This is a genomic window from Paraburkholderia sp. J8-2 (assembly GCF_905220195.1).
Taxonomy (GTDB): Bacteria; Pseudomonadota; Gammaproteobacteria; order Burkholderiales; family Burkholderiaceae; genus Paraburkholderia.
In genome coordinates, this window is the sequence record NZ_CAJMZA010000048.1 from 1 (window position 1) to 18,064 (window position 18,064).

Genomic DNA, 18,064 nt, shown 5'->3' on the forward strand with positions numbered 1-18,064 from the left:
CCATCCGCTCGCGGCGCGGCGTTCCGTCAAGCGCGCCGATCTTGCTGGCTTGCCGTGGATTCTGCCGCCGCGCGAGGCGCCCACTTTCGTCGCCCTCGAACGCTGGATGCAACGGGGCGGCCTCGAGTTGCCGGCGGGCTGCGTGCAGTCGGTTTCGATTCAGGCGAACGAGACGATGCTCGGCCTGTATCCGTTTCTCGCGTTGATGCCGTTGACCGTGGCACGGCGCGGCACGCTCGCCATCCTGCCGATCGAAGGCGCGCGCTTTCTTGAAACTGTGCGGCTCTACTACGGCGAAGTTTCGCCAAATCCCGTGCTGGCTACGGCACTGGATTGCGTGGCCTCCGTGAAGGTGCGGATTGCCGCTTCGCTGCATGCCTGAGCGCTAATGTGCCGGGGCGCGAATCGAATCATGGAAAAAACGGGGGACGACGGCAACGAACGTCTCCATGGCTGTCATGCGATCCGTCGTTGTCAGCGAAATGACGGACGTCGACGCTTGTGCGTTCGACGGCGCGGTCAACCGCATCTCATTCTCGCGGACCGCACAACACGCCGGGAATATTCGAAGCCCCATTTCGTTTTAGCAGGATGCGAGTCGCACGCAGCAACGCTGCGCTGTGGCTGCGTGACGAACGAGCGTGCGAGCAGACTGCCATTGAACGGTCACATTGCGTCGTCCTGAAGAAGTCATGCCGCTCGAAGCTACGCACGAGCGGCGAACAGTCATCACGATGCATCGCGACACCTGGCGAATCACCTACCTCAAATAGAGGAGGTTGACCTATCGCGATTCTGATTGCGCGCTTGCACAATGAGGACGATAGCCGTACCGACGAGACAAGGTGAATCAACCGTTTTTTCGCTCGCGAGCGGCAATTTGCGCCACAGCCGCAAGGCGTAGTGGTCCATAGCGGACGGTTCAGCGTGGACGGTATGGAACCCGATCGCGGCACCACGCCATAGTCGCGACGCGTGCCATCGCATGCACATAGGTCGGCGCGGGTGAGGTGGGGCGGTACGCCTGCAACCGCCGCTCAACGATGGATGGAGGCCACATGTCACTCATCGTCGCAGCACGCTTTACGACGTTCCCCGCAGCTGAAGACGCGGCACAACGGGTCATCACTGCCGGCTTCGTCGAAGAGGACGTCACACTGTTTTTCGTCAATCCGTGCGGCCAGCACGGATTCGAAACCATCACAGACGCAAACGCGAGGGAGGCGCCGGCGGGTGCCGAGATAGGCATCACGATTGGCGCAGTGGTTGGCGCCCTGGTCGGCGTCGGGGTCTTCGCAGTGTTTTCGCCGCCGCTTATCGTGTCGCTGATCGCGACGGGGGTGAGTGCGTATATCGGCTCATTGGTCGGCGCGATGGTGCGCACGCGCGAAGCCAGCAACGAAGAAACCCGTGAATCCGGCGTGCTGGTGGCCGTACACGTGTCGCCGGACAGCCAGTTGGACGCCGCACGGGTGCTGCGCGATGCGGGAGGCGCGGCGATCGAACGCGCGACCGGCTGCTGGCAACAAGGGCGGTGGGCCGACTTCGATCCGCTCAAGCAGCCTGTGCCGCTCAACGAATTCAGTGAGAAGCACGCCTGATTTGAAGGTGTTTTTCGCTGAAGTTTTCTCCGAATCAATCAGGAGACAAATTGTGCACCTTCACATGGATTTCCATCATTTCACACACGGCCAGCTCGACTGTCGGGCCGCCGTGCTGGCAGGCGTCATCGCCGGCACTGTGTTCCTGGTGTTAGGGGTCGTCCTGATGGCACTGATGACTGGCGGCAGTCTGCTGGAGCCCCCACGCATGGTCGCCGCGATCATTCTGGGACGAGGCGCATTGCAATCGCCGCAAGCATTCTCGCCTGGCATCGTGCTCGCGGCCTTTGTGGTGCATTTTGCCCTTGCCATCGTGTTCGCACTTGCCCTCGGTCTGGTCATGACGTCATTCGACCTGGACTCGAGCATGGGGATGGCTTCGCTGGCGGGTGGCGCATTCGCTGTAGCCGTTTATCTTATTAATTTCTACGGCATGACACGGCTTTTTCCGTGGTTCGCAGAGGGGCGCAACCTGGCGAGCGTGTTCGTTCACATCGTCTTCGGTATCGTGGCAGCGAACCTGTACATGAGACTGGAGCGCAACACATCGCGCAGGGTCAGGGTGGTCGCGGGCGGCCCGTCGTAGTCCGGTGCCGTGCTGATCGACCGGTCTCCAGAGTGCCCGAGTGCACTAACAATGTTGAGGTATTTAGATATCCCAGGTATTCGACACAAGTCTTGATCGTAGTTTAGTTCGAGTCGTGCGAGCGGGGCAAACCGGGTGATCACCATACAACTCGAGTGTTTGGTAAGGCCGCTTTGAGTTCATCGACGTTCCGGGCCTTGGTGCCATAGAGAACGAGCTCCCGCAGCCCGGTCAGGCCTTTCAGTACGTCGACGTCCTTGACTGGCGTATTCGCGAGATAGAGCTCTTGTAGCCCCTTCAGTCTCTTTAGCGCGTCGATGTCTTGAACGTCGGTGCGAAAGAGATTGAGTGTTCGAAGGGCGGTAAGATTGCTCAGCGCATCAATGTTCTCGACGCGGGTGTCGGAGAGATTGAGCCGTTGCAGGCCAGTCAGGCCTTTCAGTGCGTCGATATTCGTGACTGGCGTGCGGGCAAGAACGAGTGTTTCCATCTCGCGCAATCCCCGCACCGCCTCGATATTCTCGACTTTGGAGCCGTCGAGCACGAGCGTCTTCAGGTGTGGCATGCCCATCAGCACATCGATGTCACGAACAGACGTGTTCGCGAGATAGAGCGCCTGAAGATCGTGAAGATTCTTCAAGGGATCGAGGTGCTCGACTTGCGTCTCGTTGAGATCGAGCGTTATCAACGTGGTCAATTGACCGAGTGGCTCGATGTCCCTGACATTTCTCGCGCCACCCAGTTTGAGTGCTTCCAGACGAGGTAGCTTCGCCAGCGCTTCGAGGTCCCGAACCTGCGTATCCCGAAGGTCGAGCTGGCGCAACTCAGTCAAGTCCCTCAGTGCTTCGAGATTCGAAACGCGGGTGTCCCAGAGATTGAGCAATTGGAGACTGGTCGATTCTCGAAGCGCATCGATGTTCTGGACCTGGGTGCGGTGTATCACGAGTCTTTTCAGGGAACGCATTCCCTTCAGCACGTCGATGTTCCAGACCGGCGTGCCCGTGAGGTCGAGCGATACCACATCATCCAGCTCTTTCAGCGAGTCGATGTTATCAACGGAGCTGCCCGCCAGACTCAATTCGAGTTTCAGGTGAAGCTTGGCCAGGTGGGGGACCGCGGCGGCGAGCTGAGACGTTGTCACTGTCGGTTTTGCCCGCAATGCCAGGCATCCCGACTCGGGTGTGGCAGTTGAATCGCCACGGTCATCGCACGCGCCCGTGAAAAATCCCAGGCCGCTCAGCGCCCGTTCATCCAGTTTTTCCCGATCAGGGGCGAAGATCACCAGCAGGCTCACGAGCAAAAGGCCGATGCCGCCGCAGAGGGCCCAAAGCCTGACAGGACGCGAGACCGAAGTGCGCGCGCCTTCGGTAACTGGCTTTGAGGTGGACGGTGGGGTTTCGGCCACGGCGGGCTCCGTTTGTCTTGGGTAGCCTCATTTATACACGAAGACCGAGGGCGCAATTCCCCGCCGATTGCGGCCCCACGCCCGAAGCTGTCACTGATTGACCCGGGCAAATTGTCCGGTTGGGGAGCACCAACAGAAACCCGCCGGTCCTCGCGGGAGGACGTGGCGGGCGGGTGTTGCAGGTGGATATTACAGGCCCACGCGAAGCGACGGAGCCTCGCGCCACGGCGCCTCGGCACGGCGGTGCCGAATCAGTTGTCGTCGCTTCTGGACGGGAGATGCTCGTGAGCCTCGGGCTCGGCCGCGTTGGCGTCTGGCAGGTCGTCGGGAGCCGGAGTTTGCAGGCCCGTCGGACCAGATGGGCGATCGGGCTGGCGAGTCGTGCCGGCGGAAGGGCGCGCGGTGTCGGGAGCGGTGCCGGTCGGCGCGGCCAACGGATGGGAGATCATGATGGGCTCCTGCGCTGATGAATGCAGCACCATTATGATAGACCGCCTGGCCGGTCCGCGGGAGACGCGCGGGCAAGCCGGGGAAAACAGTCGGCGCGCCCGCTCAAACTCCAAACATGATCTGTAGTGTCAAGCGTTCCATTGCGGGCGTTCGCATAGCCACGCATTACTAGCTGCTCGCAGATGCAAGCTCCAGTTTCTTGCGCTGCAGGAACCGGCGCACCGCCGGATCGCGCTCGAGGCCGATTGCAAGATCGTACGCGTCAAGCGCATCGGTCGTAGCGCCGGCGCGCGCGAGCAGATTGGCGCGTGCCGCCCAGTATGGCTGGTAGTCAGTCAGCCGCGAATCGTTCGCATACGGCGCGAGCGCGTCGAGCGCCGCCTGTGCGCCGTCGCGCTCCGCCAGTGCGAGTGCGCGGTTCACCGCGATCACGGGCGAAGCTGCTATGGCGAGCAGCCCGTCGTAGAGTTGCACGATCTCGTCCCAGTTCGGGCAATGCGATCGGCAGCGATGCACATGTGCCGACTGCAGTGCGGCCTCGAGTTGAAAGCGACCGATTGAATTAAACGCGTTCGCGCGCCGCAGCAGTGCGTTGGCTGCGTCGATCATCGGTGCGTTCCATGTCGCCGGGTCCTGAGCCGACAGCGGCACGTAATCGCCGGCCGCATCGCGTCGGGCATCGCGCCGCGCCTGCGCAAACAGCATCAGCGCAAGCAGACCCAGCGTCTCGGCTTCCTCGGGCAGCAGTTCGACGAGCAATTGCGCAAGATACAGCGCCTCGTCGGCTAGATCGCGCCGTTCGGTATCGCCGCCGACCGGGTCCGTCCAACCTTCCGCATACGCGGCATAGACAGCTTCAAGCACCGAGTCGAGCCGGCCGGGCAGTTCCTCACGCTCGGGCACGCTGAACGGAATGCCCGCTTCGCGGATCTTGGTCTTCGCGCGCACGAGGCGCTTGCTCATGGCGGCGGGAGACATCAGAAACGCGGATGCAATCGTCTTCGCTTCCAGGCCCAGCACGACCTGCAGCATCAGCGGCGTGCGAATCGCGGCCTCGAGTGCGGGGTGTGTGCATGCGAAGAGCAGCGCGAGCCGCCGGTCGGGCAACGCGCCGGGTTCACACTCGTCGATCTCATCTGCGAGGATCGCGAGCTGGTTCACCACTGTGTCGCCGACATGGCGATGGCGTGCGCCATCTATCGCCCGGCGGCGCGCAACGGTCATCAGCCAGGCTTCGGGGCTTGCGGGGCAGCCGTGCTCCGGCCAGTCCGCGAGTGCCGCCGCAAACGCGTCGGCGAGTGCGTCCTCGGCCGCGGCGACGTCGCGCGTACGCATCGCCAACAGCGCGACGAGCTTGCCATAACTGCGGCGCGCGACTGCCTCGGCAATGGAATGTGCGGCGGCGTCAGCGTGACGGCCGCCGCCGGACTGGCTCATGCAGCAGATGGCGCATCGTACGGAGCGGTCCAGACCGGGCGCACTTCCATGATGCCGTGAGCCGCGCCGGGACACCGCGACGCCCACGCCATCGCCGCGTCCAGGTTGGGCACGTCGATCAGGTAGTAGCCCGCGAGTTGCTCCTTCGAATCGGAATACGGTCCGTCGAGCACTTGCGGCTTGCCGTCGACCAACCGCACGGTCGTGGCCGTATTCGTGTGCTGCAGCCGGTTGGCACCCACCAGCGCCCCCGCTTTCTGGAGCGATTCGGTGTACGCGTGATAAGCGGCGACGCCTTGCTGCCGCTCACTGTCGGTCATCTGGCTCCAGCCGTTTTCTTGCGAATAGATCATCAAGAGGTATTCCATTTGAGCCTCCGTCATGGGGTTGAGGCGGATGAATTACATCGTGCCGCCATCATAATGACGCTCGCACGTCTTGCTGACGGACAAGGCGCATCAAAAAAAATTGCAGAGGGCAGATGGCCGCTGGTGAATACGCAGGCGGTTTGCCGTGTGACAGGCACTAATCGTCTTCGGCATCATCATGCTGGCGATGTTTCCAGCCCTTGTGCCGGCCGTTGTCGTGCCATTGCCGATGGTCCCAGTACTCACCCCCATAGCCGCGGCCGTATGCGACGGGCGCTTGCGCGTACACAACCGGAGGCCCCACGTACACACCGGGAGGCGCAGCGTACACGACCGGGGCCGCTTCGACGACGTCGCCTGGCCGCGCTTCATCGACGGGAACCTGTTGCACCGAACGGCGGCGATTTTGCGTGGCGAAATCGTCCGCGGTACCGGGCCAACCTGTAGCGACGCGCGGTGCCGGGAAATCCCGGCGTTGGGCAGCGCCGTGATTGAACGGAGGGGAAGGGACACGCCTGACGATCTCAGCACGGCCAACCGCAGTTCCACGAGCAGAGGCCGACCTTGGTGGTGCGCCATGGCCGGACGCAAGTGTCTGTCGCTTTGGCGATGTTGATCGGGGGATGCCGAGCGCTTGCCGCAAGCTTGTCATAAGGCGCGACGCCCAATGCCCGCGATTCTGGGCCGCGACGTTGCCGGCCTTACCCACTCGCCCTGTGGCCATCCGCGGTGCAGCACCGTCGCGGGAAGGTGCCGCGCTGCGGCCAGGCGAAGTGGAAGGCGTAGGTGGGGCGAGTTCCGCACGAGCGATTGCGGTTGCGCGAGCAGGAACCGCTGTTGCTGGCGAGACCTGAGCGGACGAAGACCCTTGTGGGATCGGCGATGCCGGACTGATTATCCCGAACGCCTGTCGTGCGCTTGCGTTTGATTCGATGCCAGCGTTCTGAACATGGTCGGACCAGAGATCATACGTGACGGCACCCGCGGCCCCGAACGCCACTACGCTCGCCGGCGCAACCCAAAGTGCAAGGCGTCCGAGTCGCATAGGCGGTGTAGTGGGGACAGGATCAACCGCAAGATTGGCGCCCCCAGCCAGGCTGCGTCCGCCTAGATGCAGCAGCCCCAACTGTCCAGCCACGGCGTCGGGTTTCCACTCATTTTGTCTGATGTTTCGATAGACCTTACTTGCACCTGTGTGCAGGCGCGGGAAGCGCCTGAACAGGATGATGAGCGAGACAATGACGCACATCAGCGTATTGGCCAGGTTCATCCAAAACATCCCATTCGGGATCCCCCGGCTCATTTCGAGGAGCATGAGCGCGAATGTGCCATTGCTGAAAGCCCAGCAGCCCCAGCTCAACAGACTGTGGCTGCGCATGTCTGCTTCCCTCGCGAGGAGTTTGCCGATCGTCGGAAGGTACGTGAGGATGCGCGCCCCATTCCAGAACAGGAACATCGCGCTAAGTGCCTGGATGTAGAGTTCGTGAGACATCTCGACTCCCTTGCCGTCCATGGCGGGCGGGCCACGTGTTACAGCGCCGGTATCCAACAGGCGATCGTCGTATGCCAGCATCGCTTCCGCCGGTCTCAATTGCCGGGTGCGCGCGAGTAGCAACGTTTCCATAGCTAATGCGCCTATGGTAGAAAATTTATTGCAACATCGCTGATCGCTGTCTTTTAGTGCCTATTGATGTGCCGAGAAAGTCAGTGAATCCAGGGGGGCGGCGACTTGAAGGTGGAAAGTTCACAAAGATTTCTTCGCGCTTGCGCCTGACGCTGGGCCTGAACGTCCGACCGAGGATGCAGGCGAACGGCGGGTCTTCGCCGCCGACTGCCTGATGGGGCGGCCGAAGGCGACCCGGCCGAGTATGGGGGGCGGACAGGTGGAATAGCCTTGCCTCGGCGGCGTACGGTCAACATGTGCCGGCGGCCCAGGAGGTGTAACGGGCGTTCTCGCACGGGGCAATGTGGCGAGTCGTCGCCGCGCTGAACCTATTCTCGTGAATGCGTTTTGCATGATTTTGACAAGGTTCGTCGTTTGGATCTACAGACTCGTGCGCAGATGCCGATAAAGAAGGGTTGGGCGAGAGAAGGTAACGGATCTCGGAGATTTGCCAGTGGTACTTTTTGTAGCGACCAACCGCGGAAAGAGGAAAAAAACAAGGAGAAGACGAGAATGGATCGGGCGACTTTATCGCTGCTGCGTCAAACGATTGACGACCTGGAACGCTTATCAGTGACGCTTCCCCAAAAGAGCGAGGGAGTCATATTCCTCGGTCGGATCATTCACCAGTTGCAGATCCTTCAGGACACGGTCATTGCGGGGGATGCCCGCGAAACTGTATTTGTGTGCTCAGAGCAGATTGCGTCGATCGGGCGCTCGCGTGAGACTTTCGTGCATGTTGCTGGCCTCGACCTGTATGCCCAGACCGTTGAGATTCTGACGGCGCTACAGAAGGAGGCGCACGTCTTCGCCGCCATTCAGCCGCAACAACACGGACCTCGCAAAATGATTCACGGGTAATCAACGCACTTGCAACGGACAACGAGAAGAAAGATGAAGGCATCGGTTGTTGGAGCGGTTATGCTCGCCTCAGTCTTGACTGCAGGTCCCGCGGTGGCTGAGCAACCGGTAGAGCCGGAGCAGAAGCTCTCGCACGAGGCAGCTTGGTGGTCTCGTGACGTGGTCCTCGAACGAAGGGCAACTGACGGCAGTTGGACTGTTCGATGGTTTGACGATCTTACGGTGCGCGGGGCATCGAAGGCCTACGCGGGAAATGAGAAGGAAGAGCCGCTCGTCGAGATTGCTGCGCTTCGCTTCGAGGGTGACGCCATTGCCTCGCGTGCGATCACTGTCAGCTGCTTGGGCCATTACGAAAAGCGGGTCATCGTAGCCGCCGATGTGGTTGATGGGGACGAGCTAAAGCAGGTCTGGATGCAGCAGTTCAGATGCGGCGATAGTGAATGGCGAGTGAGAACCGCCAATGCGACCCGATTACCGTCGACCGACCACTGATAACAGAAAGCGACTGGTGAACAAACCACTCTGTCAATTGCCACAGTTAGAGCGAATGCTGATCGTAGTAGGCGATTCCAATGCTGGAAAGAGCAGAGCACTGCGCAGCATGTTCGTCGCGCCGCGCTTCGGGACGAGAGGGTGACGATTTGCCAACGCATTAACAATGCGAAGGCGATCTATCGCAAGGCGATCGACCCGAGCGCGGTGGACGGCGAAGGAGCGGCTTGGTGGGATGAGGTTGCAGACGAGTTCGCCACGTGATTACCGCGCGAACGTTGAGCGACGCCGGCGCAGCCATCGAATAGTGGCATCACGACCGATGCCTTCATGCAAAAAGCGTGAGTCGACCCTGAGCGGACTCTTGAGCAACCCGAACACGGTCGATCAAGCTCCCAGCGGAATCGAAATGGCAGTCAGCGACTGCTACTCCATTCCATTTTTTGCAGGTTGATCGCGGGTTGACCGGCGAGTGTTTCCCATTCCGGCAAGAATATAAAACCATGCCTTCTATAGAGGTCCGCAGCGCGGCCGTTTTCTGGCGAGACTCTCAATACGACTCTTCTATATCCGCGTTCAATCGCGCGCGCCTGGATTGCATTGACGAGACGGCCCCCAATTCCCATGCCTCGCCGCTTCGGATGAACCCACATGGCAATCAAGTGGTATTCGTGCGAACGGGTTATCCCGTCTCCGATCAGTCCGACTGCTTGTCCTTGCTCCAAGGCTACCAGGTATAGTGGTTGCGTTTGAGCTGACGCGCAGTCGCGCCATTGCTGCTCGCTATACGCGGCCGCTGTGGCGTAACGCAAACCGAACGCCGTTGGACTGTCAGACAGCGCAGCAAGGAAGATCCCTTTCAAGATCTCCCAGTCTTCTTCAGTGGTTGGCCGAATACCCACAGGCCGCATGCCGGAAGCTCGTATTCCGGTGGGTGGCGTGCCACCCACGTTGTCATTCGTTTTGTTCAATTCAAGAGCTTAATTGCGCGGCTGTAGTCGTCGGAGCATCGGTTTATTTAAGCTGCTCGACTGCGTGAGGCCCGGTTTCCGGGTCCTCCAGGGTTGGCGTGATATGTCCAACCAGAAGGCCCATGCTGATAGAAGTGCGCACGTATTGCGTATCACCGGCATGCAACTTGAACGTTACGGCTGCAATGAGCATGTCCTCAGGTTGCGTGTAGTCTGTCGCGCTTTGTCAATCGCAGCACTTTGGTTGTCGCTTTACCGGTCTACTAGCGACGCTCCAGCAAAGCGCACGCAGTCTGACTGAACGACCGTAAGTGGCAGCGTCCTGTCCGATGCAGCCGGCACGTTCCGTTAAGGTTTATTCGACGCCTGCCGACATGTGCGGTGGCATGCACATTCCTGCGGCCAATGGCGGGCCTTAACGCTCATTCATTTCACTTTCCAGTCTTGCCCATTTTCTCGACAATTCGGCTCAGCTTCTCGTCCAGGAGGGACGCGGGAAACGGCTTGACTATGTAGCCGTTCGCACCGGCCTGAGCCGCTGCGATGATGTTTTCCTTCTTCGACTCGGCGGTGACCATCAGCACCGGAAGATGTGCAAGACTTGCATCTGCGCGAATCTCCTTCAGCATCTCAAGCCCGTTGAGGTTAGGCATGTTCCAGTCGGTAATCACGAAATCGAAGGGGCTCGCACGCAGATGCGCAAGCCCCATCACGCCGTCCTCCGCCTCATGGACGTTCGTATAACCCAGATCCCTCAACATGGTGCGGACAATTCGGCGCATCGTCGGAAAGTCATCCACCACCAGAATTCTCATACTCTTGTTCATATCACTCCGCACGTTTTAGCGCCTGAAACCAAACCGGCCTTACGGCAGTCTGGCTTGAAACTTTAGTGTTCGAGTGGTCAAAGTATCGGTATCGCAGTCAAGTCGGTGCGAAGATGGGGCTGACCGTTAGCGGCCGTCGGCGAGAGCGTATCCGCGGAACTCGGTGTAAGCGCGCAGAAACGGCCGTCCAGCGCTTGACGCTGCGACGGCGAGACTTCAATTGGGTAACTGAGAAGACGCGAAAAGGCGATCGAGTGGCAATACGACGACGATTCTCAACATGCGCCACCCGTAATTCTCGTTGAGATTCTGGACTGCATCCGAATAGGAGCTTCGGCTGTAGGCGAACTGCACTGCTGCGGTGATGCCATTGCTGAAGGTGCGCCTGGCAGTGATTCCAAATTCTGCCGTCGGCTTGTCAATGTCGTGATCGATCCATTCGTGGCCCAACCGGGCATACGCATAAACCCGCCAATCGCCAAACGAACGCCGCAAGCGCAGTCCTGCCTCCGCCTTCCGGTATTCTTCGGGACTGAAATACAGCTGCTGCGATTGTCCGCTTCCATGAAAGCCCTGCCCCTTCAGTTCGATGCCGATCCCGCTCTCCGGCACCGGGGAAAGGATCAGCCAGGTTCGCCCGCCAAGCTGCTGGTTGCCATCGGTAAATCGGCGCCAGGTCGGCATGGCTATCATCGTCAGGTGCTCGGTGGGCGCGTAGTCAAAGCTTGCCGCAAGGAAATTGGAGAGGATGCCATTCTGGACCGCTGCTTCGCTCTCCACAGCGTCGCGATTCGCAATAAGCTCGACACCGCCACGCTCTCCAAAGCGTACGTTCCATGTGACCTCCCCGTGCCATTGAGGATGCCCGGTCGTGGTAACCGCCAATCGGCCGGTAATTCCTTCTGCCGTAAGCTGATTGACTTTCCGCCCTTCGATCAAAACGGAGTCAGCAATGCCAGTCCAATCGCCCTGGCGGAATTCGTCTCGAGACACGCCAAGGCTGACAAAGTCATACCGGGATGCATAGTGAACCATTCCGCCAAGACGGAGCGAATCCCGTTCGAATCCCGTCGTATCGCGGGTTCCGAAATAGTCGGTTGTCATCCCGGCCAAGGGGGCATACTCAGGCGACTCGAAGAGGTCTGGGCTCTGTCCGGGCGGGCGTTTGTCAATCACCTCATCGTATGCGGCCGCGCTGGCTGCGACCGCGAAGAGCAGCACCGGCAGCAAACGCAGGACCATTATTTGGTGCCCCACGTTTTCGCCTGTCCGAACAATTCGGCGAGGTAGCCGCGCAAGCTGGCCGGATGATTGATGAGTCCGTAGGCCAGCGTATAGACGACAAGCGCCAGTGGATCCCACGCTATCTTGCAGCCTGCCTGGTGAAAGACCTTTGCGCTCATCCGGTACATCACGAAGCCGATAAAGCCGGCCGATGGGATCAGCGCCAGCGTCAATGGACCAACCAACCAGTAATGGCCGAACAGTGCGAGTACCAGGCCCGGAATAAACGCGAAGGTAAAGACCAGGTCTTGCCACGGGAAAAGCAGGTTCCAGACAACAAGAAATGTTGTGATTCGGCGCTGGCGCAGAATGCCCGGGTGATGACGGAAAGCCTCGATCATGCCTCTCGCCCAGCGAGCCCGCTGCCGTAGCAAGCCGCCGAAAGTTTCCGGCACGTTGGTGAAGCAGAGCGCCCGCTCGGCGTAGCCGACGTCGTATCCTCGGGACAGCAACGCCCAAGTGAGGACAATATCTTCGCCAAGGCTCTGTGGCCACCCTCCGATTTCTCGCAGCAGATCGGTACGGTACAGTGACATGGCACCTTGGGCGACCAGCGTTCCGCCATAGGCGGCCTGCGTTCGTTTGGTCGCCGCAATGCCGTGCAAGTAGTCCCAGTATTGGACGCGAGACGACCAACTCCTGTCCCTATTGCCTACGAATACGGCCCCGGCGACCGCTGCGGTATTGGCCGGTCCGTTCAAGTACTCCAGCACCAGATAGCGGAGCGCATCGGCGTGTAGCCAACTGTCGCCGTCAACGGTAACGACCAGAGAATGGTGCGCGACTGCAAGTCCACGATTGAGAGCTGCTGCCTTGCCCGCGTTACATGCCGAAACGATCACACGTACTTCCGGGAAAGTCTCGCGTACGATCGTTGCGGTTCCATCCTGAGAACCGTCGTCAATGACAATGATGTCCAATCGTGCAGAGTACTTCTGGCTTAGAAGAGAGTGCAAGGCATTGGCAATCTGGCCGGCCTCGTTATACGCCGCGATCAGGACTGTCAGGGCGGGGTAGGCAGTGGGTTCGCGGTAGCGACCGCTCGGACGTTGCAGGAGGGTCGCGGTCTGAAAGGCGTTCATGAACCCTGGCGCCAGCGCAATGCCGCCGACGACCAGCCACGTGGATACCGAGCCGATCTTTTCCGCAAGTTCGGCCACCCATGGCAGCGCCAACCAAAAAGAAACGCCAAGCCATGCAGTGGCCACGACCAGGGCGCAACCGAAGCCGCGGATGCCGAGTAGGCCTGGCCCGGCTCCAAACGGCCGGAAATGAACTGGGTCGACGTCTTCGATGCGCATGGCGTGGCCGGTTTCGAGTGGCGCGGCCGGGATATCGCGACAGCGCCAGATTCTGATCACCTTCCGCCGCATTACTTATTCGACGCGAGCCGCTCCTGGATGTGTTGCGCGCGCGCCGCCGACGCCGGGTGCGAACTCAGAATGCTCGACTTGCCGCCGTCAAATTTCGCGAGTTTGTTGAACGCGGTGACGAGACCGGACGGATCCAAGCCCTTTTTCTTCTGGATATCGAACGAATAGTCGTCCGCAGCCATTTCTTGCGATTGCGAGAACTGTGCGTTGATCAGTTTCTCGGAGAAGTCGCCGATTTGCGACGCAGAAATCGCGCCTGTCATGCCGCCCGCCGACGTCGCCACCGAGCGCAGCGCCGACGTCGAATACGCGACCTGCATCGCCTTCTTCGTGTGGCCGAGCGCGACGTGCCCCATCTCATGGCCGACGACGCCGCGCACTTCGTCGTCCGTCATCATGTCCATCAGACCGCTATAGACGCGTACACAGCCGTTCGCCATCGCCCACGCGTTGACGTCCTTCGTGATGTAGACCTTGTAGTTGACGGGCACGCCGTTAATGTTATTGCCAAGTTGCGCGGCGATTTTGTTCAGGCGCTGCGTGTACGGGCTGTCGGCGGCCGCGATCTGGTTTTCCGAGTCGAACTGTGCGCACGACTTGTCGGACAGCGTGCGCACATCGGCATCGGTGAGCGACGCGGCCTGAAATGCTTGTGAGCCGGATTGCGCGAGGGTATTGGGATCAAGGCTCATCCCCGAGCAAGCGGCGAGCATGCCGCACGCAGTGGCAGCGGCAGCGAGAGCAATGCAGGTCGTTTTCATGTCGAACGTCCTTTGACGGTTCTCGTAGCCTTCTACACAGGGAAGCACTCTTCCGCAACGACGATTTTAACCTCGCGACTTAACTATAGTGGGGAGGACACCAAGAGGGGAGGACACCGAGAGAATTTACTGCTCCATATGTCGTTGTCGTTCCCACACGCATTTTTTTCAATTCCTGTGAATGACAATGCTTTCCGTTTCAAAACGTGAACGTTAGCGCTAGACGGCTTATCCCCGGCAAGTGACCGCCCGGACCCAGGACTTATCGACCTCAACCGATGCTCGAACGGCCGCTACCTGCTACGAAGTTGACGTCCGGATACCCCGTAACGAATCTGTCACGTGCATCTGCCAGTGTTTTAAGAGATCGTATCCATGTGCATGTGGGCATCGGCTGAAACGAAATCATTGTCGAAAATATTTATAAGTATTCCTTTCATTGTGTCGTCAAGAGGTGGCGGTGCTCGTTTTCGGGTCGTCGCTTGGTATCACGACTTGTCTTCCCGAAGATTTGCTTTAGATAGCTTGCCTGTTTGAGGAGAGACTCGCCCCGATCATCTCATTTCAAGCACGTCGCAGACGCCTGTGTCTGCCTGTACCGTCAAGGTAGAGGGCGTGTCTTTTCCCATTCGTTCGCTAATGACTAGGTGATGCCATGACAGACGTAGCCCATAAGTACGCACGTTGCCAGGAAGTCGGTAGCAGGGTTGCCCGGCTTTTCGCAAAGCGTTCCGAAGTCGCGCGCTCGCAATTCAATCGGCGTTTAGCGGATGCGGCGCGGCGAGTCGGAGGCAACGGTGCGCCGGCGCCTGGCAATCCGGCATGGACAACGGCGTTGGACCCCTGGGCCGGCTACCGCTACGCAGTGGATGTGGCCGAGCGTTCCGTCCTCTTCTGGGACACCCTGCGCCAGCGCGGAAATGCTTTCGTCGATCAGGCGCGCGAGGGTCTTCAACCGGTCCTGCATTTCGGTCATGAACTCGTGGTCGACGGTCGGAGGCTGCCTCGGCCAGTCAACTATGCGCTGGTGCGTCTGCTACCTCCCGATGGCGTGGTCATCGACGTTAGCAAGCGTCCCTATGTGATCATCGACCCTCGTGCGGGCCACGGTCCCGGCATAGGCGGCTTCAAGGACGATTCGCAGGCGGGAGTTGCGCTCAAAGCTGGCCACCCTGTGTATTTCATCATCTTCTTTCGCGACCCTGAGCCTGGCCAGACGTTGCTCGACGTTTGCGCGGCCGAAGAACAGTTCATCAGAAAGGTATGCGAACTGCATCCAGACAGCCCGAAACCGGCAATCATCGGAAATTGCCAGGGCGGCTGGGCCGCGATGATGCTGGCAAGCTCCGACCCGGACCATACGGGGCCGCTCGTCATCAATGGCGCTCCGATGTCATACTGGAGCGGCGCATGGAGCGAAGGTGAGGGCGACAATCCCATGCGCTACTCCGGCGGGATGCTGGGCGGCACCTGGCTCGCGTCGCTGACTGCGGATCTCGGCAACGGCAAGTTCGACGGCGCACATCTCGTGCAGAACTTCGAGAATCTCAACCCCGCCAACAGCCTGTGGGACAAGTACTATCACCTGTTCGACAACATCGATACGGAGCCACCGCGCTTCCTTGATTTCGAGCGCTGGTGGGGCGGCTACTACTTGATGAACCGTGAGGAGATCGAATGGATCACGCGCAACCTGTTCGTCGGTAACAAGCTGTGGTCGGGCGAGGTTCGGGGTCTCGATGGAGCGGCGTTCGATCTACGGCAGATCAAGTCGCCGATCATCCTGTTCGCGTCGCTTGGCGACAACATCACGCCGCCCCAGCAGGCATTCAACTGGGTCGCCGACATCTACGGAAGCACGGAGGAGATCAAGGCGCGCGGTCAGGTGATTGTCGGGCTCGTGCACCAGAGCATCGGCCATCTCGGCATTTTTGTTTCGGGCAAGGTCGCGAAGAAGGAACACCGTGAGATCGCATCCGTGCTCGAAGCGATCGAGGCGTTCCCGCCCGGTCTCTACGGGATGCATATCGCCGAGCACACCGGCGAGGACGGCAAGACGGAGTATGACGTCTCATTCCAGGAGTATTGGCTCGAAGATATCGCCGCGCGGCTGAACCGGTTCGAGCGCATTGACGAGCAGCCGTTCGAGGCCGTCAAGCGCGTATCGGAGTTGAATCAGCGCGCGTATGAGCTATTCCTGCAACCCTGGGTACGCGCCGTGTCGAACGACGCGACAGCAAACCTGCAGCGGCAGTTCCATCCACTGCGCGCGCAACGCTGGATGTTTTCGGACATGAACCCGTGGCTCTCGTGGCTTGGGCCAACGGCGGAAGCGGTCAGGGCGAGACGGCATGCGCAAGCCCACGAGGACACCCGGTTGAGGGAGTTCGAGCACTATGGCTCGGCAATGATCAGTGCATCGCTCGACTTCTATCGCGCGATGCGCGACGCCATGACTGAAGGCGCATTCTTTTCTCTCTACGGGAATCTGTTCTCCGCCGATCAAAGTGAGCAAGCGCAAGCGAAAACCGCAGAGGCATCTGGAGATCGGCGTGATCTGCCCTTCGTGAGGGATGCGTTGGCGTCGATCAACGAGGGCGGCTACACAGAAGCGCTTGCTCGCGCCGCTTGCCTGCTCGCTCGTCACGGCGAGCCGCTTCCGTTGGCGCGGCTGAACCTGCGGCATGAACTCGCAAAGGACTATGCCGCCTATCTGCCCCAGCTTCCAGGCGACCAATGGAGGCGTGTGCGCGGTGAGCAGGAAATCATCGTGCATTACGAGCCGGATCAGGCGCTGGCCACGCTCCCGAATCTGCTAAGAGACCGGAAAGACCGGGAGAAGCTGCTGGAACTGGCTGAAAAGCTTCTCGCTGACAGGCGCGTTCAGGCAACGGAGCCGACCCCAGCCCAGCTCAGCATGCTCGATTCGATCCGCGCTTGCCTGCCGTTGGAGCGTGCAACCGCGACACGGTCAGCGGCGTCGGTGCATCAGGTTTCGGAAGCACCGCCCTCCCGCCTGGCACCCGGACTCAAGGAGGCATCGTGAATCGCGAACACGAGAAGTATGAGGCGCTGATCGCCGTTTGCCGGTCCTTACCGCCGCTGGCCACCGCGGTCGTGCATCCCTGCGATCGAAGTTCTCTCGAAGGCGCGCTGCAGGCGAAGGAACTTGGCCTGATCGCCCCGATCCTCGTGGGGCCGCGCGAACGCATCGAAGAGATCGCCGCGCGCGAGCACCTGGACATTGCCGGCTGCGCGATCGAGGACGCACCACACAGTCATGCCGCGGCGGCAAGGGCGGTCGAACTGGTGCGCGAAGGGCGCGCCGAAGCGCTGATGAAAGGCAGCCTGCACACGGACGAACTCATGGGCGCAGTGGTGAGCCGCGATGGCGGCCTGAGAACGGAACGCCGCGTGAGCCATTGCTTCGTTATGGATGTGCCGCGCCACGAGAGCGCGCTGATCATCACCGACGCTGCGATCAACATCGCGCCCACGCTCGCCGAGAAGGGTGACATTCTGCAGAACGCGATCGATCTGGGGCACGCGCTGCGGCTGCCCGAAGTGCGGGTGGCAATCCTTTCGGCGATGGAGACGGTCAATCCCAAGGTGCCATCCACAGTGGAAGCCGCTGCCTTGTGCAAGATGGTCGACCGCCGCCAGATAACCGGCGCGCTGGTCGACGGCCCACTGGCGCTTGACAATGCCATCGATCCCGAAGCCGCGCGGATCAAGGGTATCGATTCACCGGTGGCGGGACGCGCGAATGTGCTCCTGGTGCCCGACCTCGAGGCGGGCAACATGCTGGCCAAGAGTCTGTCCTTCCTCGCTGGAGCGGACGCAGCCGGCATTGTGCTTGGCGCGAGGGTGCCGGTCATCCTGACGAGCCGCGCGGATTCCGTTGTCACGCGGCTTGCCTCGTGTGCCGTGGCGTCGCTCGTGGCCGCGAAGCGCAGGGAAGATGCGCGGGTAAAGGGGTGACGCC

General features: G+C 60.5%; 18 protein-coding genes. 8 read left to right on the plus strand and 10 right to left on the minus strand.

The window, feature by feature from the left end; genetic code table 11:
* The 3 genes from U5A52_RS40750 to U5A52_RS40760 all read left to right on the plus strand — a co-directional run.
* On the plus strand, positions 1-382 hold a 382-nt coding region (locus U5A52_RS40750; protein ID WP_321939914.1), incomplete at its 5' end, for a LysR substrate-binding domain-containing protein.
* Positions 383-1,058: 676 nt separating this feature from the next.
* A complete protein-coding gene (locus U5A52_RS40755; protein ID WP_321939955.1) occupies positions 1,059-1,601 on the plus strand; it encodes a glycine zipper domain-containing protein in 543 nt (180 codons plus the stop codon).
* Between the two features lie 64 nt (positions 1,602-1,665).
* On the plus strand, positions 1,666-2,187 hold the full coding sequence (locus U5A52_RS40760) for a hypothetical protein (protein WP_321913450.1): 522 nt from the start codon (positions 1,666-1,668) through the stop codon (positions 2,185-2,187).
* A 139-nt stretch (positions 2,188-2,326) separates the two neighbouring features.
* Here the strand turns inward: U5A52_RS40760 and U5A52_RS40765 are convergent, their stop codons facing one another.
* From U5A52_RS40765 to U5A52_RS40785, 5 genes are all read right to left on the minus strand, one after another.
* Positions 2,327-3,592 carry a leucine-rich repeat domain-containing protein gene (locus U5A52_RS40765; protein WP_321913449.1) on the minus strand — a complete coding sequence of 422 codons (1,266 nt, stop codon included), beginning with the start codon at positions 3,590-3,592 and terminating at the stop codon, positions 2,327-2,329.
* Positions 3,593-3,843: 251 nt separating this feature from the next.
* Positions 3,844-4,041, minus strand: a complete 198-nt coding sequence (locus U5A52_RS40770) for a hypothetical protein (RefSeq protein WP_321913448.1) — start codon at positions 4,039-4,041, stop codon at positions 3,844-3,846.
* A 169-nt stretch (positions 4,042-4,210) separates the two neighbouring features.
* Entirely contained in the window at positions 4,211-5,479 is a 1,269-nt protein-coding gene (locus U5A52_RS40775; RefSeq protein ID WP_321939916.1) for an RNA polymerase sigma factor, read from the minus strand.
* Positions 5,476-5,847, minus strand: a complete 372-nt coding sequence (locus U5A52_RS40780) for a YciI family protein (RefSeq protein ID WP_321913446.1) — start codon at positions 5,845-5,847, stop codon at positions 5,476-5,478. The genes U5A52_RS40775 and U5A52_RS40780 overlap by 4 nt, the downstream gene beginning before the upstream one ends.
* A 157-nt stretch (positions 5,848-6,004) precedes the next feature.
* Positions 6,005-7,471: a hypothetical protein gene (locus U5A52_RS40785; RefSeq protein ID WP_321939918.1), complete on the minus strand. Its 1,467-nt coding sequence runs from the start codon at positions 7,469-7,471 to the stop codon at positions 6,005-6,007.
* A 552-nt stretch (positions 7,472-8,023) separates the two neighbouring features.
* Here U5A52_RS40785 and U5A52_RS40790 point away from each other — a divergent pair.
* The 3 genes from U5A52_RS40790 (at position 8,024) to U5A52_RS40800 (ending at position 9,127) form a co-directional block, all read left to right on the plus strand.
* The gene (locus U5A52_RS40790) at positions 8,024-8,371 is read left to right on the plus strand and encodes a hypothetical protein (protein ID WP_321939920.1); all 348 of its coding nucleotides are present in this window, start codon (positions 8,024-8,026) and stop codon (positions 8,369-8,371) included.
* 33 nt (positions 8,372-8,404) lie between these two features.
* The gene (locus tag U5A52_RS40795) at positions 8,405-8,863 is read left to right on the plus strand and encodes a hypothetical protein (protein ID WP_321939922.1); all 459 of its coding nucleotides are present in this window, start codon (positions 8,405-8,407) and stop codon (positions 8,861-8,863) included.
* A gap of 141 nt (positions 8,864-9,004) precedes the next feature.
* Positions 9,005-9,127 carry a hypothetical protein gene (locus tag U5A52_RS40800; RefSeq protein WP_321939924.1) on the plus strand — a complete coding sequence of 41 codons (123 nt, stop codon included), beginning with the start codon at positions 9,005-9,007 and terminating at the stop codon, positions 9,125-9,127.
* A 152-nt stretch (positions 9,128-9,279) separates the two neighbouring features.
* On the opposite strand, the gene U5A52_RS40805 is transcribed toward U5A52_RS40800, so the two are convergent.
* The 5 genes from U5A52_RS40805 to U5A52_RS40825 all read right to left on the minus strand — a co-directional run bounded on the left by U5A52_RS40805 (position 9,280) and on the right by U5A52_RS40825 (position 14,079).
* Positions 9,280-9,834 carry a GNAT family N-acetyltransferase gene (locus tag U5A52_RS40805; protein ID WP_321939926.1) on the minus strand — a complete coding sequence of 185 codons (555 nt, stop codon included), beginning with the start codon at positions 9,832-9,834 and terminating at the stop codon, positions 9,280-9,282.
* Positions 9,835-10,265: 431 nt separating this feature from the next.
* Complete coding sequence (cheY, locus tag U5A52_RS40810; RefSeq protein WP_321913441.1) at positions 10,266-10,661, minus strand: chemotaxis response regulator CheY; 396 nt, start codon at positions 10,659-10,661, stop codon at positions 10,266-10,268.
* 216 nt (positions 10,662-10,877) lie between these two features.
* On the minus strand, positions 10,878-11,903 hold the full coding sequence (locus U5A52_RS40815) for a hypothetical protein (RefSeq protein WP_321939928.1): 1,026 nt from the start codon (positions 11,901-11,903) through the stop codon (positions 10,878-10,880).
* Positions 11,903-13,246, minus strand: coding sequence for a glycosyltransferase (locus U5A52_RS40820; protein ID WP_321913439.1), 1,344 nt, complete (start codon positions 13,244-13,246; stop codon positions 11,903-11,905). The genes U5A52_RS40815 and U5A52_RS40820 overlap by 1 nt, the downstream gene beginning before the upstream one ends.
* 71 nt (positions 13,247-13,317) lie before the next feature.
* Positions 13,318-14,079, minus strand: coding sequence for a M48 family metallopeptidase (locus U5A52_RS40825; protein ID WP_321939930.1), 762 nt, complete (start codon positions 14,077-14,079; stop codon positions 13,318-13,320).
* A 655-nt stretch (positions 14,080-14,734) separates the two neighbouring features.
* Here U5A52_RS40825 and U5A52_RS40830 point away from each other — a divergent pair.
* Together U5A52_RS40830 and U5A52_RS40835 are read left to right on the plus strand one after the other, a co-directional pair.
* Positions 14,735-17,125, plus strand: a complete 2,391-nt coding sequence (locus U5A52_RS40830; RefSeq protein WP_321939931.1) for a DUF3141 domain-containing protein — start codon at positions 14,735-14,737, stop codon at positions 17,123-17,125.
* Positions 17,122-18,060, plus strand: coding sequence for a phosphate acetyltransferase (locus U5A52_RS40835; RefSeq protein WP_321939932.1), 939 nt, complete (start codon positions 17,122-17,124; stop codon positions 18,058-18,060). The genes U5A52_RS40830 and U5A52_RS40835 overlap by 4 nt, the downstream gene beginning before the upstream one ends.
* The last annotated feature ends 4 nt before the right edge of the window (positions 18,061-18,064 follow it).

What these genes read in the sequence shown, in the direction of transcription:
- U5A52_RS40795 (WP_321939922.1), top strand. Translation starts at nt 8,405, where the DNA reads ATGAAGGCATCGGTTGTTGGAGCGGTTATGCTCGCCTCAGTCTTGACT.
- U5A52_RS40790 (WP_321939920.1), top strand. Translation starts at nt 8,024, where the DNA reads ATGGATCGGGCGACTTTATCGCTGCTGCGTCAAACGATTGACGACCTG.
- cheY (WP_321913441.1), bottom strand. Translation starts at nt 10,661, where the DNA reads ATGAACAAGAGTATGAGAATTCTGGTGGTGGATGACTTTCCGACGATG.
- U5A52_RS40775 (WP_321939916.1), bottom strand. Translation starts at nt 5,479, where the DNA reads ATGAGCCAGTCCGGCGGCGGCCGTCACGCTGACGCCGCCGCACATTCC.
- U5A52_RS40755 (WP_321939955.1), top strand. Translation starts at nt 1,059, where the DNA reads ATGTCACTCATCGTCGCAGCACGCTTTACGACGTTCCCCGCAGCTGAA.
- U5A52_RS40785 (WP_321939918.1), bottom strand. Translation starts at nt 7,471, where the DNA reads ATGGAAACGTTGCTACTCGCGCGCACCCGGCAATTGAGACCGGCGGAA.
- U5A52_RS40820 (WP_321913439.1), bottom strand. Translation starts at nt 13,246, where the DNA reads ATGCGCATCGAAGACGTCGACCCAGTTCATTTCCGGCCGTTTGGAGCC.
- U5A52_RS40815 (WP_321939928.1), bottom strand. Translation starts at nt 11,903, where the DNA reads ATGGTCCTGCGTTTGCTGCCGGTGCTGCTCTTCGCGGTCGCAGCCAGC.
- U5A52_RS40830 (WP_321939931.1), top strand. Translation starts at nt 14,735, where the DNA reads ATGACAGACGTAGCCCATAAGTACGCACGTTGCCAGGAAGTCGGTAGC.
- U5A52_RS40825 (WP_321939930.1), bottom strand. Translation starts at nt 14,079, where the DNA reads ATGAAAACGACCTGCATTGCTCTCGCTGCCGCTGCCACTGCGTGCGGC.
- U5A52_RS40760 (WP_321913450.1), top strand. Translation starts at nt 1,666, where the DNA reads ATGGATTTCCATCATTTCACACACGGCCAGCTCGACTGTCGGGCCGCC.
- U5A52_RS40770 (WP_321913448.1), bottom strand. Translation starts at nt 4,041, where the DNA reads ATGATCTCCCATCCGTTGGCCGCGCCGACCGGCACCGCTCCCGACACC.
- U5A52_RS40780 (WP_321913446.1), bottom strand. Translation starts at nt 5,847, where the DNA reads ATGGAATACCTCTTGATGATCTATTCGCAAGAAAACGGCTGGAGCCAG.